This window comes from Porphyromonas canoris, assembly GCF_000769115.1.
GTDB classification, from domain to species: Bacteria; Bacteroidota; Bacteroidia; order Bacteroidales; family Porphyromonadaceae; genus Porphyromonas_A; species Porphyromonas_A canoris.
Genome location: NZ_JQZV01000013.1, coordinates 692817 through 711010 on the forward strand (window position 1 = coordinate 692817; position 18194 = coordinate 711010).

General features: G+C 45.2%; 19 protein-coding genes. 17 read left to right on the forward strand and 2 right to left on the reverse strand.

The window, feature by feature from the left end; genetic code table 11:
• Positions 1 to 13: 13 nt before the first annotated feature.
• Genes HQ43_RS08010 through HQ43_RS08020 form a run of 3 tightly spaced genes read left to right on the forward strand, consistent with a single transcriptional unit; the run spans position 14 to position 2979 of the window.
• Entirely contained in the window at positions 14 to 1162 is a 1149-nt protein-coding gene (locus HQ43_RS08010) for a hypothetical protein (protein WP_036791963.1), read from the forward strand.
• 42 nt (positions 1163 to 1204) lie between these two features.
• Positions 1205 to 2077, forward strand: a complete 873-nt coding sequence (locus tag HQ43_RS08015; RefSeq protein WP_036791966.1) for a branched-chain amino acid ABC transporter permease — start codon at positions 1205 to 1207, stop codon at positions 2075 to 2077.
• Positions 2077 to 2979, forward strand: coding sequence for a branched-chain amino acid ABC transporter permease (locus HQ43_RS08020; protein ID WP_036791970.1), 903 nt, complete (start codon positions 2077 to 2079; stop codon positions 2977 to 2979). Before HQ43_RS08015 ends, HQ43_RS08020 begins: the two co-directional genes overlap by 1 nt.
• A gap of 33 nt (positions 2980 to 3012) precedes the next feature.
• Here HQ43_RS08020 and HQ43_RS08025 read toward each other — a convergent pair whose 3' ends face one another.
• A complete protein-coding gene (locus HQ43_RS08025) occupies positions 3013 to 3300 on the reverse strand; it encodes a helix-turn-helix domain-containing protein (protein ID WP_036791973.1) in 288 nt (95 codons plus the stop codon).
• 2 nt (positions 3301 to 3302) lie between these two features.
• Entirely contained in the window at positions 3303 to 3581 is a 279-nt protein-coding gene (locus HQ43_RS08030; RefSeq protein WP_036791975.1) for a helix-turn-helix domain-containing protein, read from the reverse strand.
• A 691-nt stretch (positions 3582 to 4272) separates the two neighbouring features.
• On the opposite strand from HQ43_RS08030, the gene HQ43_RS08040 reads away from it, so the two are divergent.
• The 14 genes from HQ43_RS08040 (at position 4273) to HQ43_RS08105 (ending at position 18158) form a co-directional block, all read left to right on the forward strand.
• Positions 4273 to 5223: a toprim domain-containing protein gene (locus tag HQ43_RS08040; protein WP_036791980.1), complete on the forward strand. Its 951-nt coding sequence runs from the start codon at positions 4273 to 4275 to the stop codon at positions 5221 to 5223.
• A gap of 3 nt (positions 5224 to 5226) precedes the next feature.
• Entirely contained in the window at positions 5227 to 5679 is a 453-nt protein-coding gene (locus HQ43_RS08045) for a DUF3408 domain-containing protein (RefSeq protein ID WP_036791982.1), read from the forward strand.
• A gap of 229 nt (positions 5680 to 5908) precedes the next feature.
• Entirely contained in the window at positions 5909 to 6313 is a 405-nt protein-coding gene (locus tag HQ43_RS08050) for a plasmid mobilization protein (protein ID WP_036791984.1), read from the forward strand.
• On the forward strand, positions 6303 to 7295 hold the full coding sequence (locus HQ43_RS08055; protein WP_036791986.1) for a relaxase/mobilization nuclease domain-containing protein: 993 nt from the start codon (positions 6303 to 6305) through the stop codon (positions 7293 to 7295). The genes HQ43_RS08050 and HQ43_RS08055 overlap by 11 nt, the downstream gene beginning before the upstream one ends.
• A 634-nt stretch (positions 7296 to 7929) precedes the next feature.
• A complete protein-coding gene (locus HQ43_RS08060) occupies positions 7930 to 8826 on the forward strand; it encodes a bile acid:sodium symporter family protein (protein ID WP_036791988.1) in 897 nt (298 codons plus the stop codon).
• Positions 8827 to 8904: 78 nt separating this feature from the next.
• Entirely contained in the window at positions 8905 to 9924 is a 1020-nt protein-coding gene (pheS, locus tag HQ43_RS08065; protein WP_036791990.1) for a phenylalanine--tRNA ligase subunit alpha, read from the forward strand.
• 6 nt (positions 9925 to 9930) lie between these two features.
• Positions 9931 to 10596, forward strand: coding sequence for an endonuclease III (nth, locus tag HQ43_RS08070; RefSeq protein ID WP_036791993.1), 666 nt, complete (start codon positions 9931 to 9933; stop codon positions 10594 to 10596).
• A 31-nt stretch (positions 10597 to 10627) separates the two neighbouring features.
• Entirely contained in the window at positions 10628 to 11878 is a 1251-nt protein-coding gene (gene hemA / locus HQ43_RS08075; protein WP_036791997.1) for a glutamyl-tRNA reductase, read from the forward strand.
• Positions 11875 to 12783, forward strand: a complete 909-nt coding sequence (gene hemC, locus HQ43_RS08080; protein ID WP_052103159.1) for a hydroxymethylbilane synthase — start codon at positions 11875 to 11877, stop codon at positions 12781 to 12783. Before hemA ends, hemC begins: the two co-directional genes overlap by 4 nt.
• A complete protein-coding gene (locus HQ43_RS08085) occupies positions 12780 to 13505 on the forward strand; it encodes a uroporphyrinogen-III synthase (RefSeq protein WP_036791999.1) in 726 nt (241 codons plus the stop codon). The genes hemC and HQ43_RS08085 overlap by 4 nt, the downstream gene beginning before the upstream one ends.
• Positions 13506 to 13519: 14 nt before the next feature.
• Positions 13520 to 14497, forward strand: a complete 978-nt coding sequence (hemB, locus tag HQ43_RS08090; RefSeq protein WP_036792003.1) for a porphobilinogen synthase — start codon at positions 13520 to 13522, stop codon at positions 14495 to 14497.
• A 12-nt stretch (positions 14498 to 14509) separates the two neighbouring features.
• Positions 14510 to 15799 (forward strand): glutamate-1-semialdehyde 2,1-aminomutase, encoded by a 1290-nt coding sequence (gene hemL / locus HQ43_RS08095; protein WP_036792005.1) that lies wholly within the window; start codon positions 14510 to 14512, stop codon positions 15797 to 15799.
• 8 nt (positions 15800 to 15807) lie between these two features.
• Positions 15808 to 17502: an energy-dependent translational throttle protein EttA gene (gene ettA, locus HQ43_RS08100; protein ID WP_036792008.1), complete on the forward strand. Its 1695-nt coding sequence runs from the start codon at positions 15808 to 15810 to the stop codon at positions 17500 to 17502.
• A gap of 404 nt (positions 17503 to 17906) precedes the next feature.
• Positions 17907 to 18158, forward strand: coding sequence for a type B 50S ribosomal protein L31 (locus HQ43_RS08105; RefSeq protein WP_036792009.1), 252 nt, complete (start codon positions 17907 to 17909; stop codon positions 18156 to 18158).
• Positions 18159 to 18194 lie beyond the last annotated feature (36 nt).

The window sequence follows — 18194 nt, forward strand, 5'->3', positions numbered from 1 at the left end:
AAATCAAAATAATATGGATCAATTAAAGAATGTTTTGATTAAATTTGCGCATCTGATGGGGCGTAAAGGCTGGTATTACCTTTTTCTAGTTTTCCCTCTTTTTGTGGTCCTCCTTTGGGAAGCGTCGTTCCCCAAAATGTCTGTACTCATCTATTTGGGAATTTTTGATTGGGGAGATAAGATTATTGCTCTACTGTTACTTCTCACATTGAGTTGCGCTGTTCTTTTGGTATACAGAAACATAGGAACCATAAAGCGTAATGTCTTTCCATTTTTTTGTAGAATAAACAAGAGAAAAACTGAATCATTACTTGTTTTAATTGGATTAATTTTATTCTCGGGGATTTTATACCTTTTCTTTTACGATCGTGAAGCTATATTTAAACGATGTAATCGTGATACAGTAATTGCAATATCCTCTATCTTGTTAACTATAATGGGAATTTTTATTTCTGCAAAAGTTCTAATCACAGTTACAAGGGATAAAACTATCACTGTTTTAGATTGGCTTAGCATGAATATTGATATGATCGATGAGGCAGAAAATGGAGATGAAATTTACTTATTGGCTCCAACATTTTGTGCAGGTCTTACAATTACCGATGAGGGTAAGAATCGTCTTGATATATTGTATGAGATTATACAAAAAAAAACATCCCAAGGGGTCGTGTTTAATTTTGGTTTTTTATGTTGTAGTGGACAAAAAATAGATCCTGAGGGGTACAAAGTAAATATGAATGTTAACAAGAATTATTTGGATGAAATTTTCACAACTCCTCATGATCAAATGTATAAGATATTTTTAGAAAAGGAATATTCTAAAATAGATAGAGAGGAGGTGCCTAGAAAAATCAATTTTGTTGTCAAAAATTATAACCTGATAAGGGACTATCGTGATAGAATTGTAGGTGTTAATCCCAAATCTCTTATTTGGAAAGATCTTTCGTATATCGGAATCGAAGAGCAGAGAGACCCTAGAGACTCTCTATTTGGCGGTTTTTTTGCTACTGTAAATATTACCAAAGGACGCTATTATTTAGGGAGCTTTAGTAATAAGGGGGTGACGACAACATTTGAAGGAACTAGTTTTGATAACAAACATATTTCAACAAAAATGAAAGGGTTTATAGAGGAATTAATGAAAGAAGGGCAAATGTCCTAATGCAAGAGTAGTTTCAAAAATAGACATTAGAGGAAGTGTAAAATGTCACACTTAATTAGTATAGTGTATATTCTGTTTACATATCTCATTGTGGGGATTTCCTTTTTCAATATATACTCTGTCGTTAGATCCTTTCATATTGCCCACGCTATATCTTTGACTTTGGCGGCATATATGGTTTATACGGTGAGCGTGCTTTGGGGAGTATCGCTTTGGCTGGCTGTGCCGCTGGCTATTGCAGTGGTCATTTTGCTGATGCTGGGGATTAACCAGTGGGTGTATCGTCCACTGAAACGACAAGGGCTTGAGAGTTGGCAGATGATGATCGCTTCGCTGGGGCTGTACGTGGTGCTGCAGAATGTGATCTCCATGATTTGGGGGGATAGTACGCTGAGCTTTAGGACATGGGAGATTAAGGTCGGGCACGAATTTATGGGAGCCTACATAACCGATGTGCAGATCATCACGATCGTGAGTTCGGGCATCTTGTTGCTTCTTAGCCACCTCTTCATGCAGCGTACGCACATTGGTCGTCAGATTAAGGCCGTGGCCTCCAATCCTGAGCTCAGTCGCGTGCTAGGGATTTCTGAGACCAAGGCCGTAGCTTGGAGCATGGGGATTGGCACGGGGCTGGCTGCCTGTGCTGGGATTTTGATTGCGGCCGACATCGATATGACCCCGACGATGGGCTTCAACTGGCTCCTCTATGGCGTGGTAGCCATGATCATTGGGGGAATGGGGCGGATGCGCTACCTCCTCCTTGGTGCCCTCCTGCTAGCCACAGCACAGCATCTCTCGGCCTACTACATCGATAGCAAATGGATGAATGCCACGGCCTATGTCATCTTGATTGTATTCCTCTACTTCCGTCCATACGGCTTTAGTGGCAAGCAACTCAAAAAAGCAGAGATCTAATGGAGTATTTGCTACATCTGTTTGTGCTAATCTGTATCTACACGATTTTGGCACAGTCTCTTAGTCTAGTAGCAGGGTATAGCGGTCAGGTATCTCTGGCGCATGCGGGCTTCTATGGTTTGGGAGCTTATACGACAGCTCTGATGTCGATACACTGGGGGACACCTGCGATGCTGAATATTCCTGTGGCTATGCTACTCTCGGGAGGCTTAGCTTGGGTTGTGGCTCGTGTGGCGGCCAAGACGGTCGATGACTACTACATCATCATCACTTTGGGCATTCAGGTTGTGATCTACTCAATCATGAATAACTGGCAGAGCGTAACTCATGGTCCCTTGGGGATCCCTGGTATCCCAGCTTTTGCCATAGTGCCAGATGTGGAGCTGGAGAGCAAGATCGCCTATTGCCTCCTTGGTATGACCTTGGCGGCTCTGGTGTGGGGCGTGCTACATCGGCTGATGCATTCGCCCTTTGGTCGAGTGCTCATTGCGCTCAGCGAAGATGAGGTCTACACGAAGAGCTTGGGAAAAGATGTGGCAGGGGCCAAGACTGTTTCTTTTGTGATCAGCGGGATGCTGGCCTCTATCGCTGGGGTGATTTATGCACACTACATCAGCTATATTGATCCGAGCAGTTTTACCGTAGATGAGTCTATTTTTATTCTAAGTATTGTGATTATCGGTGGCATGAGACGTTTGTTGCACATCTTTTATGCGGCAGCTTTCTTAGTTTTACTTCCCGAGGCACTTCGCTTTGTCGGGATGCCCTCGGCCATTGCAGCTAATATGCGCCAGATCTTCTATGGGCTGGCATTGATTCTAGTTTTCTACCGTATGAGAAGCACAAATCAAAAGCTCTCCATAAATACGGAAGCACAAAGAGATATCGAAAATAAGCGGTAGGATTTTTACGTATGACTTATGTCTGTAAATATCCTATCGTTGATATCTTTCGGACAAAATCTTTTCTAAATCAGAGAGCCGATAGAGTATTTTCCCTGCAATTTGGGTATAGGAGATAACGCTCTTGTCCCGATAGTCCTGCAAGGTGCGATGACTGATGAAAAGACGTTCGCAGACTTCTCGCCCTGTGAGGTAGATTTCTCCTCCGAAAAGCGGACGATGTGTCTCAGCAACCTCTTTCAGCCGCTTTGTCATCTCCTTGATGCCCGAAATGAGCTCTTTCATTTCGGGCGTTTCTCTGTTTACAATCTCGTGTTCCATGGTTACTGTTTCTTGTGATTAGACTTTTCGAGGAGAGCCTCCACATCCTCTCGCTTGTAGTAGCACTTATGCCCGATTTGGATAAAGGGTAGCACGGACGTGTCCCGATAGTGCTGGAGCGTCCGTTTGCTGATATTCAGGATGCGACAGACATCTCCGTTGTGCAACAAGTCGGGGACTTCGGGCTTCGTGCCGAAATGTTCTCTCATGCAAAGAGCCAGCTCTTCGATGCTCTTTTTCAGTTCCTCCCAAGCGGAGGTATCAATGGCGGTAAATCTCATATCGGAATGCTGTTTTTGTTACTCTGTTTTTGCCTTTTGATGCAAATGTAGGAAGCTTCTCCATTCGTTCTTTCAGTCAGGGATAACCGAGGAAATAGAGGGAACTCGCAGGCAAATATAGAGGCACATATCTACACAGGAAAGGCTTTCGGCTAAGTACGTACTTGTGGCCTTGATAAGGTATGAAATGGCTTTCTTCCCGATAAAAGATGCATCTCATTCCTCTCCCGATGCAAAAGGATGTAGAGGTATGCAATCCGATGCTGTCGCTTGAGAGCAGTCTCTCTTTGTCCGATTCGTTTTTGAGGTGTTTTTGTCCTGATTTCCGCTCTTTTCCCTTCTCTTTTTCGGAGCATTGTATAGCAGCCGAAAGCAACAAACTCGCAAATCTTGTCTTCTCATTCTCGGCTCTCTAACTTGGTTTCAGCATCCGTTTTCGGGTGAAAGTTCAAAATCAAGAAAAAAGAGGTAATGGGAACAATGAAAGGGAAAAGCCATCGGCAACAAAATGAAAACAGTTCACTCTTCTTCTTTCACTGTAAGAATATATATACAGTGAAAGGGAAAAGAGGGGAAATCTCTTTTTGTCCATTGAAGGGTAAACAGACTCAACCCTCCCGACCTCCGTGAGGGCACGCTCGTTCTCCTTTCACCGTTCTCCCCCTCTCTCATCATTTCATTCTATCGACTTATGAAACCAAGATATTACGACATTCAAACCATCAAACAGAAGCCTATATCGGCTTACCTGAAATCCTGCGGTATTGCTCCTGCCAAAGAATACACGCACTATGCCCTTTATCATGCGCCCTATCGAAATGACCACAATGCCAGCCTGAAAGTGGACTTTCGACAAAACCTCTGGCACGACTACGGAATAGGTAAGGGCGGAAGCATCATCGACCTTGTGATGTTGATGAGAGGATGCAGTGCCTATGAAGCCATGGCACATCTTGCCGATGAAGAGTTGTCTGACCAACAAAAGCGTAACCCTTCCGCCTTTCATCGTGCAATACCTTCCCAAGCAAGTAATTCTCCATCAAATACAAGGCGCATCCTCTCCATCGATGAAGAGCTGCCCCCGCATTTGAAAAACTATCTCCACGGAGCGCATAAGATAGACCTTGCCGTGGCAAGCCCTTATCTCCGCCATATTCGTTACACCATCGGAGGACGCGAGTACGCTGCTATCGGCTTTCCCAATCGTTCGGGAGGTTATGAGCTTCGAGATAATAGAAATTTCAAAGGGAGTATCGCTCCGAAAGATATTTCTCTGATTAACGGAGAAACCGATGGAACGCCTTGTCTTTTCGAGGGCTTTATAGACTTTCTCTCCCTTCTCACGATGAAGGGAAAAGAAACCGCTCCTTGTCTTATCCTGAACTCGGTAAGCAATCTGCACAAAGCCGTGGCTTACCTGCAAGAAGTAAAAATCTGTTCGGTCAAAGCCTTCTTCGATAACGATGAAGCAGGGCGACAAGCTCTTCGTGCACTTCGTGCCACAGGCATAGAAGTGGAGGATATGAGCAGGTGTCTCTATCCACATCATAAAGACCTCAATGAGTATCACGTAGCCCAAAGTAAGCGACAACAAGAAGTACAACAAGTAAAGCCTTCCATTGCAAAACGTAGAATCAGATAAGCCATGAAAGAAGGATTTGATTTATCCCACTATTTGAACGTAGGGAAAGAAACTCAAGAGAAACAGTCGGAGCGATCCCAACCATCCGAGTCCACCAAGCTCTCTTCGACATCTGAGCAAACACTGCCTTCCGAGTCTCTGAATGAAGAGAAAGACAACCTGAAAGCAGAGCAATCCGAACAAGAGAAGGAACAAGCGACACCAAGCATTCAAAGACGTATCAGCCATAAGCAACGTAAAGAGAACTTGGAAAGCTATCGGGAATCCTTTCTCGTTCCCCACAAAATCATCGACCGAAAGGCAACCTATCTTAGTCGCTCCACGTGGGAACACTTGGAGTTCGTTGTCCGTCGCTTGGGTGATTACGGGGCGAATGTTTCGAGTTTCTTGGAGTGCATAGCTCTCCAACATTTGGAAGAGTACGGAGACGACATAGAACACTGGCGCAAACTCTAATCTTGATATTCCGAGCCATCAGTAATGAAATGAGCCATCAGCATTCTCAGAAGGGAAAGGAAGGAGAGATGAAAGCCAATCGTATCAGACGCAAAGGGTATTCATCGGTAGTAGTGCAAGACGTCAGTTTGTAGCCACAAACTGCGCTTGCCCCCTCACTCGTTGGTTCGGGAGGGTGCCGTAATCACTTCGTTCTCATCGGCCGGGATGCCTTAATAAACAAGCTAAGATGAAACCAAAAACAGATAAAGAGAAAAGGAATAAGAAGTCCAATAAGACCTGCCTTCTTCGGGTACGTTGCTCCGAAGAGGAACAACGAAAGATACGAAGGCGAGCAGAGCAATCGGGGAAGAAACTATCCGAATTCTCTCGTGAGATGCTTCTGAAGGGAGAGGTCATCGTCATCCCGAAGTTGGAGGCAAACGAACAGGAAGCTGTTCGGATTTTGCAACGCATCTCCCATTTCTTTACCCATATCTCTAATCTGATTAAGACAAAGGATGCCTCTTGGGTAGTCATGACAAAGAATCTTTCGCTCGTCTCGTTGGAGGCTTTTAAGCGGTTTTATAATCCTCGCCATCGAGTTGTAGACGAGGTGTATGACATCTTAAAGATAGAGCGCAATGATCGCTAAGTGCAAAGCCATAGCACATGGAAAGGTAGCCTTGGAGTATATTTTCAGGGAGGCAAAACTCAAGAACAGGCTCTTATTTCAAGAGCTTTGTTCAGACACACCACGAGGGATATACGAAGAGATGTGCCTATTGAGTGACTACAATAGTCGTTGTCGCAATAAGTTCTTGAGAATTGAAATCGGCATTGCTCCCGCAGATGAAGCAAAGATGAACGCTGTGAAGCTCCGACATCTGGTGTCTGAATTTATACAAGCCATGGGATTGGAAAGGCATCAAGCCGTTGCCGTTACGCACAAGGATACGGACAACCTGCACATTCATATCATTGCCAATCGGATGGATATGAACGGGGCGGTTTACGACACAACCTTTGTGAGCAACAAGGCAGCACGAGTGGCAGAAAAGCTGAGTCGCAAGCACGGTCTGACGATTGCCAATGAGATACGGGCAAAGAAACGGTATCAAAAGCCGAGAGCCAATCAGACACGGGAGGCGAGCAAAGAAAAACTACGCTTGATGGCTTACGGATTGTTGGGAAAATATACGAATGGCGGAGTGAACGGCTATGCTTATTTTCGATATGAATTGAGACGACGAGGAGTAACCGTGGAACAGATGACAAACAAGAAAGGTAGCGTCTATGGACTGAAGTTTCATTTTGAGGGGCAGACTTTCAAGGCTTCGGAAATAGGACGAGAGTTTGGATATAACTCGCTGCTGAAACAATTCGGACTATCCTATGCTACCCCCTATCACTCTTCTGTTCCGATTTATAGTCAGAAAGAACCTTTACAAGAAGAAAAACTACAGCCAGCACCAAGCCTTGTTGAAAGCGTGGTAGATGTTGCCGAAGGAATTGCATCAGGTGTCGGCAGTGCGCTGGATTTCCAAGTCCACGGGGAGGATTATGCCGAAACCGCCTTTCAGCGAAGACTGCGCCACGAAGCCAACAAGAAAAAGAAGCGGGGACGAAGGATATAAAAACAGCCACTTCCTTTCCCAAAAAGAAATTCATGACGGAACGCTCACTTTCTCACGCAAAAGAGTATCTTTGCTGAAGATAAAGTAAGCGTTCTTTGTTAGAACAAACACAAGTAACCAAAAGCACCTCGCTCATTTCCAAATCGTTACCTATCTACTACTCTTTCATCGGTAACATTCTATTCTTCAACAAGATAGTTCCAAATCAAATTTTCAGGTAAGAAAAGTATTTTCTTTGGCATAAAAGATTTATTTTTATAGGAATAAAAAATCTTTTTCGCGGGTGTGAAAATAAATTTTTGTTGCTACTGTGTCAGTTTTTTATGCGGACGAACATAAGTTTTCATCCGAACAAAAAAATTTTTCATCCGAACAAAAAAAATGCTGTGTCCGAAATTTTTAGAGCCTTTTCGCGAAAAACGTTGTCGTTTCCTAAGAAGGATTCCGACGTGGTGCAGGGACTTTTATGCTTGATTCTCTGTGCTTTGACCTTTTCTCCTTGCCGGAGAAGAGAATTTTTGTGCAAATCGTGCCGGGGCTTGATGATCAACTTTTTGGCAAGAGCTTCTTTTCCCGATTTTTCGTGAAGGAAATGGCTATCTTTGCAGGGCGTATATTTAAGATGTGAGGACGTATGAGTTGGTCTCCCGAAATTGTTGATGTTCTGATCTCCGGTGCCGTGGCTTTGGTGATGTATGGTCTTGGGCTCTCTCTGAGCCGGCAGGACTATCTTTCGCTTGTCGCAAAACCGAAGCCGGTACTGGTGGGACTTTTCGGGCAGATGTTGGCTCTGCCCCTGATGATGATCGGGCTGATGCTGCTGCTTCCGATCTCGCCGGAGTATAAAATCGGCTTCGTGATACTGGCGGCTTGTCCCGGAGGATCCACGTCCGGGCTTATCACTTTTCTTCTTGGAGGAGAGGTGGCGATGTCGCTCTCTTTGACCGTCGCCAACAGCTTGCTGGCACTGGCTACGATCCCTTTCCTGGTGAATCTGGCTTTCCTCGTTTTCGGACATCAGGAGGTCTACATCGAGATGCCTCTTGCCCACAGCATGGCTCATATCTTTTTGGTAACCATCGTGCCGGTTTTTCTCGGAGGAGTTACCAGAAAACTGATCAAACAGGGGCGGGAGAAGCTCCAAAGACCTCTGAAGATCGCAATGATAATCATTCTTTCCGTCGTGTTTGCCATTAAGTTTTTCGCCGGAGAACATAGTGGCGGAGCAGGCATTCTGAAGGATGAACTGTTGCTGCTGCTGCCGCTCTCTTTCGGAGTCAATACTCTGGCGTTTCTTATAGGGCTGGCAGTGGCTCGTCTCGGCAATCTCAACAGAAAACGTTCTATGACGGCTGCCATAGAGATAGCCGTGCAGAACAGCTCGCTGGCAATGCTGATCACCGGAACGCTTTTGCAAAATCAGGAGATGCTGAAGCCGGCTCTGGTCTATGCGATAATCTCTTTTTGGACTACCTTTATATTTGCCTTCCTCTACAAGAGCAGAAGTGCCTCCGGGTTCGATTTGAGGTGAGCCAAAAGCACTCTTCGGTTGGTCGCTTCGCAAAAGTTTTAGTAATTTTACCGTCTCAAAACGAAGTATAATAGCCTAATGAAACAGAAGATACAGAAATTGCTGGACGAGCTGTCCGGTCTATCCATTCAGACGCATGAGGAGTTGGAAAACTTCAGGTTGCGCTTCATGAGCAAAAAGGGTCTTATATCCTCTCTTTTCTCTGAGTTTAAGAGCGTTCCGGCAGAAGAGAAGAAAGATGTCGGAGCTGCTATGAATGTCTTGAAAAACAGAGTGGCAGAGCTTTATGAGTCGGTAAAAAGATCTTTGGAGCAAAGCGAAGGAGATACTTCCGGAGAAGATCTTACACGTACCGCTTATCCCATTCCGATGGGAACGCGTCATCCTCTAAGTCTTGTCCGGGAAGAGATTTGCAGGATATTCAACCGTCTCGGCTTTTCCATTGCCTTGGGCCCTGAAATCGAGGACGACTGGCATGTGTTCGAGAGCTTGAACTTTGCGGACGATCATCCTGCCCGTGATATGCAGGACACATTCTTTGTCTCTACATCTCCGGAGCTGCTTCTCCGTACGCATACATCTTCTGTGCAGACACGGGTAATGACTTCGCAGAAGCCTCCTATCAGAATTATCTGTCCCGGCAGGGTCTATCGTAACGAAGCTATATCAGCCAGAGCACACTGCTTTTTCCATCAGGTGGAAGCTCTTTATATAGATGAGAATGTAACCTTTGCAGACTTGAGACAGACACTGCTCTTCTTTGCTCAAGAGATGTTTGATGCCAATACCCGCATCCGTCTTCGTCCATCGTATTTCCCATTCACGGAACCATCTGCGGAGATGGATATCTCTTGCAACATCTGTGGAGGAGAGGGCTGTTCGTTCTGTAAGCACACAGGATGGGTGGAGATACTGGGATGTGGTATGGTGGATCCCAATGTCCTTGAAAACTGTGGCATAGACAGCAAGAAGTATTCGGGCTTTGCTCTTGGTATGGGCGTTGAACGCATCACAAATCTGAAGTATAGGGTGAGCGACTTGAGACTGTTCTCGGAGAATGACAAGAGATTCTTGAAACAGTTTGAAAGTGCCAAGTAGGGGATAATGACAAGAAAAGAGAGATACGACAATATATTAAGGTGGTTTAAGGAGAATAATCCCAATCCGGAAACAGAACTAAACTATACGGATGCTTATCAGCTCATAGTGGCGGTGATTCTTTCTGCCCAGTGTACAGATAAGCGTGTCAATCTGGTTACACCTGCTCTCTTCGATGTGTTTCCTACCGTGGAAGCACTCGCAGCCTCTACTCCGGATGATATATTTCAGTACATCAAGAGCGTAAGCTATCCTAACAACAAGGCAAAGCACTTGCATGGTATGGCAAATGCTGTGGTATCCGACTTTAATGGTTGTGTCCCGGAGAAACAAGAAGAATTGGTAAAGCTTCCCGGTGTGGGGCGAAAGACGGCAAATGTTGTTGCTTCCGTCTTTTTCGACGTTCCCGCCATAGCCGTAGATACACACGTCTTTAGAGTTTCCAGACGAATAGGTCTTGTTCCACAAACTTCCAATACTCCGGAGAAAGTGGAGAGCGGACTTACAAAGTATATTCCCAAAGAGCTGTGGAGCAAAGCACATCACTGGCTCATTCTTCACGGCAGGTATGTCTGTTTGGCAAGATCTCCTCTGTGTGCACAGTGTGGAATCTCGGAGTATTGTCTGCATTACTCTCGTAGTAAGAAGCAGTTGGAGGCTTTGGAAGTATAGACTGTTTGGCTCTTTTAGCCCTTATTATTTTATGATTACCGTAGTAGGCATCAACTATAAAACAGCTTCTGTGGAGATAAGAGAAGCATTCTCTTTCACTCCTGCAGAAGTTGCCGACTTTTTAAGAAAACTTCAAGCTAAAAAGCTGATACAGGGAGGTTTTCTTCTCTCTACCTGCAATCGGATGGAGATTGTCTGTATTCCATCGGAAGTGGGAGATAATGCAATACACAAGATAATATCGGAAGTGTTGGAGTACAAACAGCAACCTCCGGAAATGAGCCGCTATTTCTTCTATCTCGTAGAGGAGAGGGCTATGTTGCATGTCTTCTCTATGGCTTCCGGACTAAAGTCTATGGTTCGGGGAGAAACACAGATCTTAGGGCAGCTCAAGGATGCTGTCAGCATCTCTCGTTCCGGAAATCTGCTTCCATCCGTACTGCTCCGTTTGGTGGATAAAACCTTAGAGGTTGCCAAGCGGATAAGATCGACCTATACCATATCTCATGCACAATCTTCTGCCGGAGCAGCGGCCGTGAATATGATCAATGGCAAGTACGGATCTGACATTACTGTTGGAAAGACACTCGTATTGGGGGCGGGACAGATGGCGGATACTGTTGTTAAAGCCTTGAAACTGCTGGGCGTGAATGATATCAGGATCTACAACAGAACTATAGAGCGAGCTTCTCGGTTTGCCAATAAGCATCACATAGACCATTATTATCATAGCGACCAACTCTCTTCGGCTCTTCAGGAAGTGAAGTGGCTTTGGGTTGCAACAGCTGCGTCTTCTCCGATAGTGGATGCAGCACTTCTGAAGGAAACGCATGCAGAAGAAGAGCCCATAGTAATATTTGATCTTGCCGTGCCGAGAAATGTGGAGATTGATGTCTTAGGCCTTCCCAATGTCCGACTATATGGCATAGATGATCTGCGAGAAGGCTCTCCGGAAGAAGTGGACGAGAGATTCCCGTCCAATGTTGCCGTTAAGGAACTGCTTACGGAAGCGGTGGAAGAGTTTAAGCTTTGGAGAGACGGTCTGGCTCTTAGAGATGTGTATGGACAGATTCGCTCGGAAATAGAGATATATCTGGAAGGGGAATTGAAATATTTGGCTAATATAGACAGCCCCGAAGTGAGGAGTCTCATTGAAAAGCATTTGACTCATCTCTCTACCACTATATCTTCATCCATTATTTCCAAAGTACGACGAATAAGTGAAGAGACAGAAGATACAAGATATGCAGAAGCACTTCTGAAAATACTCCAAACGCCATGATGCAGACAGAAAGACCTTTAATAATAGGGACTCGAGGTAGTGCCTTGGCTCTCTATCAGGCTCATTTGGTAAGGGATATTATCATATCGGAGTTTCAGATACCGGTAGAGATAGAGATTATAGAGACATCCGGAGACAAGCACCTTAATATTTCCCTTCAAAGCAATACACTGTCCAAGGGGCTTTTTACCAAAGAGATCGAAGAGAGACTTCAAGATGGCAGTATAGACTTTGCGGTACACAGCTTGAAAGATCTTCCGGTCTGCCTGGAAGAGGGATTCCTTCTTGGAGCTGTTCTGGATAGAGTTGCTGTGGAAGATGTACTTCTTTCCGATAAACCGATAACACACTTAGACGAATGCAAAGGCTGGAAAATAGGAACCTCCAGTCCAAGAAGAGTGGCACAGCTTAAGGCAAACTTTCCACACTTGGAGTGGTCTTTTGAACCGATTCGTGGAAATGTACAGACTCGTATTGATAAAATGAAAAGCGGACAATACGATGCGATCATTATGGCTAAGGCAGGAATAGCAAGGCTCGGACTGCAGGATTATGTCGTCTATACCTTCCCTGTTCATCAGCTGTTGCCCGCACCGGGTCAGGCTGCCCTTGCCATAGAAATACATGAGAGTAATGATGTGGCAAGAAGGGTCGCTTTAATGCTCAATAATATTGAAGACAGACTTTGTACGGATACGGAGAGAGCACTGCTGCAATGCTTAGGCGGAGGGTGTGCACTTCCTTTTGGTTGCTATTGCGAGTTGCAAGATGGAGAGGTAAAAGGGCAAGCTTTCTATGCTCAAGGAGATCTGCATTCCGGTTGTTCCTTTACTCTTCCTACAAACTATTCGTCCGGCGAACTCAAATCTTTAGCAAATCACCTTAAAGAAACCCTTCATCCATGAAAGCAGAAAAGCACCTTACTTTTACCGGTATTCTTTTAAGGGAAAAAGAGATGGCTCTTCCTTTGTTGAATCTTATAGATCAGCACGGTTATCCTGAGCCTTTGTGTCTTCCTGCGATCTCTACTGTGGATATTTCGGCAGAGCTTCCGCCTCATTTCGATTGGGTGTTGTTCACATCTCCCCGTGCGGTTATTCACTTCCACAAACTATATCCTTCTTTTTCAAAAGATATTAGAGTCGGTTCTATTGGAGAGGCTACTTCTGACAAAATAAGACAGCTATACGGCATTATTCCTGAGTTTCAAAGCAAGACCGAAAATGCAGAGGGGATGGCTGAGGAGTGGTTGCATTTATATGCAAATGAATCTGCCGATAAATTTATCCTGCAACCTACTTCGGATATAGCCGGACACTCTTTGGAAGCAGCTATCTCTCCTCATGTCAGGGAGTACATTATTCTCCCCATCTACAAGACAGTCCCACATCCTGAAATGCCGGCTACTATTGCAAGACTTTCACTATCTTTAGACTTTGTGGTCTTTTATAGTCCGTCCGGAGTAGAGGCATGGTTGGATTCCGGTGGTGAAAACAAAGGATTTCGAGCCATAAGCATAGGCCCCGTAACTACAAAGAAACTCCTCTCCGAAGGTTTTAAGGATGTTATCCAGAGTCCCGAACCACATCCGGAGAAAATATTTGAGACAATATATAAACAGAAATAATACCTACTATTACTATGTATCCGACTATTAGAATGAGAAGACTTCGCTCTTCAGCGAACATGAGAGCTTTGGTGCAAGAGACTTATCTTCACCCATCAGATTTGATTCATCCTCTTTTTGTCGTTCATGGAAAAGGAATAAAAGAAGAGATCTCTTCTCTTCCCGGGCAGTACCATTTCTCTGTGGACACCTTGGTAGAGGAGTGCAAGGAACTGTATAGCTTGGGCATTCGTAGCGTTATGCTTTTCGGAATACCTGCCCATAAGGATGGTATCGGAAGTGAAGCCTTTTCGGACGAAGGCATAGTACAGCAGGCACTTAAAGCTCTTCACAAAGAACTTCCGGAGCTCATCACCATTGCAGACATCTGCATGTGTGAGTACACGGATCACGGACATTGCGGCGTGCTTCATGGAGAAGAGGTGGACAACGATGCTACCGTTAGTTTTCTTTGCCGTCAAGCAGTATCCATGGCTCGCTGTGGAGCAAAGATGGTAGCTCCATCGGATATGATGGATGGTCGTATTGCTGCCATGAGAGAAGCACTGGATGAGGCAGGCTTTGAAAATATCCCTATCATGAGCTATGCTGCAAAGTTTTGCTCCGGATTCTATGGACCTTTCCGTATAGCTGCAGACTCTGCTCCATCTTTCGGAGATCGCCGTGGCTACCAAATGGATCCTGCAAATGCCAAAGAAGCACTCAGAGAGATTGAGTTGGATATACAGGAGGGAGCGGATATTGTAATGGTAAAGCCGGCTCTTCCTTATTTGGACATTGTGGCTAAAGCGGCAGAGCGTTTTGAGATGCCTATTGCAGCTTATCACGTATCGGGAGAATACGCTATGTTGAAAGCAGCGGCAGAGAAAGGTTGGATAGATCACGACCGAGTGATGATGGAGAGTCTGCTCTCCATTCGCCGTGCAGGGGCAAAGATTATCCTCACCTATTTTGCAAAAGAAGCAGCCATCTGGCTCAAGAATAACGCATAAAACTCTACGGCTATGCAGTGGAACAAATCTATAGAACTATTTCGAGAAGCGGTAAAACATATACCCGGAGGGGTAAATAGCCCGGTAAGAGCTTTCAAGTCTGTCGGGATGGATCCTATCTATATAGAGTCCGGAACGAAGGGTCATATATTTGATGTCGATGGCAACGAGTATATAGACTTTATCTCTTCGTGGGGACCACATATTTTGGGGCACGCTCATCCTGCCATTGTTGAAGCCATTCAAAAGACAGCCACAAAGGGCACAAGCTTTGGGGCATGCATACCTTTGGAAGTGGAGATGAGCAAGCTTGTAAAGTCGTTCTTCCCTTCCATGGAAAAGGTAAGGATGGTAAACTCCGGTACGGAAGCTACAATGAGTGCTGTCCGTCTGGCAAGAGGATACACGAAGAGAACGCTCATTGTGAAGTTCGATGGTTGTTATCACGGACACTCCGACGGATTTCTTGTACAAGCCGGTTCCGGTGTTGCAACCTTCTCATCCGTACAGAATAATGGCGTTACCACTTCCACAGTGAGCGAAACTCTCGTTGCAGAGTTTAACAACATAGCTTCTTTGGAAGATCTTTTCAAGAAACATGGTTCCCAAATAGCGGCTGTGATCATAGAGCCCATTATGGGTAATATGGGTATAATAAAGCCGGAAGAAAACTTCTTGAAAGAGGTAAGGCGTGTAACATCCGAGTATGGCTCTCTTCTGATATTTGACGAAGTGATTACCGGATTTCGTCTCTCCGCCGGAGGAGCACAGAAACTTTATGGTGTTATCCCCGATCTTACCTGTCTTGGAAAGATAATAGGAGGAGGTCTTCCTGTGGGTGCTTTTGGAGGTAGAGCAGAGATAATGGATGCGCTTTCTCCCGATGGAGCGGTGTATCAAGCCGGAACACTTTCCGGAAATCCCCTTGCTCTTGCGGCTGGTATAGCTATGCTGAAAGAGTTGCAAAAGCCGGAAACTTATCCAGCATTGCAGGCTAAGGGGAAAGCTTTTTCCGATGGAGTGGGGCGGTTGATCGAGCCTTATGCCGACCATCTGTACTATGCGGTTTTCGGGACACTCTCTACCATATTTTTCAGAGGCAAGCCTGTACGTAATGCCGAAGATGCACGAGCTTGCGATACAGAGTTATTTGCAAAGTTTTTCCGCCTGATGATCGCACAAGGTATCTACCTTCCACCATCTCAGTTTGAAGCAATCTTCGTATCCGGTGCTCATACGGAAGAAGATTTTGCTCGCACATTTGAAGCAATAGAAAAGAGTTTGAAACAACTATATAAATAGGACACAGCATGTCAGACGATAAGAAAGTCATATTTTCGATGGTGGGAGTAAGCAAAACGTTCCCGCCCAACAAAACGGTTCTAAAGAATATATACCTCTCATTTTTTTACGGAGCAAAGATCGGTATCATCGGTCTCAACGGTTCGGGTAAGTCTACTCTGCTCAAGATTATAGCAGGAATAGAGAAGGAGTACGACGGACACGTTGTTTATGCTTCCCCCGAATATAGAGTGGGATATTTGGAGCAAGATCCTCAACTTCCTCAAGGAAAGACCGTGAAAGAGGTGGTTATGGAAGGAGCCGGAGAAGCTACTGCTCTGCTTCAAGAGTTTGAAGAGGTGAATCTGAGATTTGCAGATCCGGACGTGTTGGACGATCCGGACTTGATGGATAAGCTTATCCAGCGTCAGGCAGAGCTGCAAGATCGTATCGATGCTATTGATGCTTGGAACATAGATACCCGTATAAGCAAAGCGATGGAGGCATTGCAGTGTCCTCCTGCAGACCGGCTCGTGGATCATCTTTCAGGGGGTGAGCGTCGCCGTATAGCGTTGTGTCGTTTGCTCCTAAGCCAACCCGAAATTTTGTTGCTCGATGAACCTACCAACCACCTCGATGCTGAGAGTATAGACTGGTTGGAAGAACACCTCAAGCGTTACCCGGGCACTGTGATCTGTATCACGCACGACCGTTACTTCCTTGACCATGTGGCAGGTTGGATTTTAGAGTTGGATAGGGGAGAGGGTATCCCTTGGGAGGGCAACTATTCCTCTTGGCTCGATCAGAAATCCAAGCGTCTCGCAATGGAAGAGAAGACTCAGGGCAAACGTGCCAAGGCTTTGGCGAGAGAGTTGGAGTGGATCAATCTTGCTCCCAAAGCTCGCCACTCCAAAGGTAAGGCTCGTCTGAATGCCTACGAAAAACTTCTCAACGAAGAGCAGAAAGAGAAAGAAGAGAAGCTCGAAATCTATATCCCGAACGGACCTCGCCTTGGTAACAAGGTGATTGAGGCTACCAATGTCTCTAAGTCTTTCGGAGATAAAGTCCTCTTTAAGGATCTCAACTTCATGCTTCCTCCCAATGGCATTGTGGGAGTGATAGGTCCGAACGGTGCAGGTAAGACCACCATGTTCCGGATGATTCTTGGAGAAGAGACCGTGGATAGCGGTACTTTTGAAGTGGGAGAGACTGTAACCATCGGGTATGCGGACCAAACGCACAAGGATATAGACCCTGCAAAGAGCGTCTATCAAGTCGTTTCCGGCGGGCAAGAGCTTATAAAGATCGGTAACAAGGAGGTAAACGCAAGAGCGTATCTCTCTCGATTCAATTTTAATGGGGCAGATCAGGAGAAGTTGTGCGGTGTTCTTTCCGGAGGGGAGAGGAATCGTCTTCACTTGGCACTGACTCTGCGTTCCGGTGCCAATGTCCTTCTTCTGGACGAACCTACCAATGATATCGACATCAATACCCTTCGTGCCCTTGAAGAAGGTATTGAAAACTTTGCCGGTTGCGCCGTAATCATTTCTCACGACCGCTGGTTCCTCGACAGAATTTGTACACACATTCTCGCCTTTGAAGGGGATGGAAATACCTACTTCTATCAGGGAACTTACACCGAATACGAGGAAGACAAGATTCGTCGCCTGGGTGAAGATGCCGTCAAGAAGACGAAATACCGTAAGCTTGGAGAGCATCTCTAACGGACTTAGAGCAAAGACGAAACATGCTCTCCCCGACAAAAGTTTCTTTCGGTACGATAAACAATCTCTGCTAAACGCTTTCAAAAGAAGATTTTAACGGGAACAAAAAGTCTGCTGATACCGAAAAAAAGAAGAAACCAAGACTTGATTTGCAGAAATCACGCCTCGACTCTTTAGGATCAATGCTTGCAAACTGCAAATCAGGTCTTGGTTTCTTCTTTTTATCACGTTCGGCAAAAATTCCTAACACTATAAACCGATCTTCTAAACCCTATTATTCCGATTTTTTACCACTGTGAACTGTTCACAGAGATGTTTGCATATTAGAAAGAAAATTGATAACTTTGCGGTCGCATCCGGTTACCATCCAATAGACTGAATAATAATAACAAAAGCATATAGCGATGAAAAAAGAGATCCATCCAGAAAACTACCGCTTGGTAGCGTTCAAAGATATGTCTAACGAGGAGGTATTTATCACTCGTTCAACAGTAGCAACAAAGGAGACTATCGAGATTGACGGAGTAGAATATCCTCTACTTAAGATAGAAATCTCCAGTTCTTCTCACCCATTCTACACAGGTAAAGCTAAGCTTGTGGACACTGCGGGTAGAGTAGATAAGTTCATGAGCCGTTACGGTAAGAGAGGGAAATAAGCCCGATAGAAAAGCCGTAAAGAGACTATCAATAAA

Excerpts from the sequence above, each read along its gene's own strand:
- HQ43_RS08010 (WP_036791963.1), top strand. The coding sequence starts at position 14 with ATGGATCAATTAAAGAATGTTTTGATTAAATTTGCGCATCTGATGGGG.
- HQ43_RS08015 (WP_036791966.1), top strand. The coding sequence starts at position 1,205 with ATGTCACACTTAATTAGTATAGTGTATATTCTGTTTACATATCTCATT.
- HQ43_RS08020 (WP_036791970.1), top strand. The coding sequence starts at position 2,077 with ATGGAGTATTTGCTACATCTGTTTGTGCTAATCTGTATCTACACGATT.
- HQ43_RS08025 (WP_036791973.1), bottom strand. The coding sequence starts at position 3,300 with ATGGAACACGAGATTGTAAACAGAGAAACGCCCGAAATGAAAGAGCTC.
- HQ43_RS08030 (WP_036791975.1), bottom strand. The coding sequence starts at position 3,581 with ATGAGATTTACCGCCATTGATACCTCCGCTTGGGAGGAACTGAAAAAG.
- HQ43_RS08040 (WP_036791980.1), top strand. The coding sequence starts at position 4,273 with ATGAAACCAAGATATTACGACATTCAAACCATCAAACAGAAGCCTATA.
- HQ43_RS08045 (WP_036791982.1), top strand. The coding sequence starts at position 5,227 with ATGAAAGAAGGATTTGATTTATCCCACTATTTGAACGTAGGGAAAGAA.
- HQ43_RS08050 (WP_036791984.1), top strand. The coding sequence starts at position 5,909 with ATGAAACCAAAAACAGATAAAGAGAAAAGGAATAAGAAGTCCAATAAG.
- HQ43_RS08055 (WP_036791986.1), top strand. The coding sequence starts at position 6,303 with ATGATCGCTAAGTGCAAAGCCATAGCACATGGAAAGGTAGCCTTGGAG.
- HQ43_RS08060 (WP_036791988.1), top strand. The coding sequence starts at position 7,930 with ATGAGTTGGTCTCCCGAAATTGTTGATGTTCTGATCTCCGGTGCCGTG.
- pheS (WP_036791990.1), top strand. The coding sequence starts at position 8,905 with ATGAAACAGAAGATACAGAAATTGCTGGACGAGCTGTCCGGTCTATCC.
- nth (WP_036791993.1), top strand. The coding sequence starts at position 9,931 with ATGACAAGAAAAGAGAGATACGACAATATATTAAGGTGGTTTAAGGAG.
- hemA (WP_036791997.1), top strand. The coding sequence starts at position 10,628 with ATGATTACCGTAGTAGGCATCAACTATAAAACAGCTTCTGTGGAGATA.
- hemC (WP_052103159.1), top strand. The coding sequence starts at position 11,875 with ATGATGCAGACAGAAAGACCTTTAATAATAGGGACTCGAGGTAGTGCC.
- HQ43_RS08085 (WP_036791999.1), top strand. The coding sequence starts at position 12,780 with ATGAAAGCAGAAAAGCACCTTACTTTTACCGGTATTCTTTTAAGGGAA.
- hemB (WP_036792003.1), top strand. The coding sequence starts at position 13,520 with ATGTATCCGACTATTAGAATGAGAAGACTTCGCTCTTCAGCGAACATG.
- hemL (WP_036792005.1), top strand. The coding sequence starts at position 14,510 with ATGCAGTGGAACAAATCTATAGAACTATTTCGAGAAGCGGTAAAACAT.
- ettA (WP_036792008.1), top strand. The coding sequence starts at position 15,808 with ATGTCAGACGATAAGAAAGTCATATTTTCGATGGTGGGAGTAAGCAAA.
- HQ43_RS08105 (WP_036792009.1), top strand. The coding sequence starts at position 17,907 with ATGAAAAAAGAGATCCATCCAGAAAACTACCGCTTGGTAGCGTTCAAA.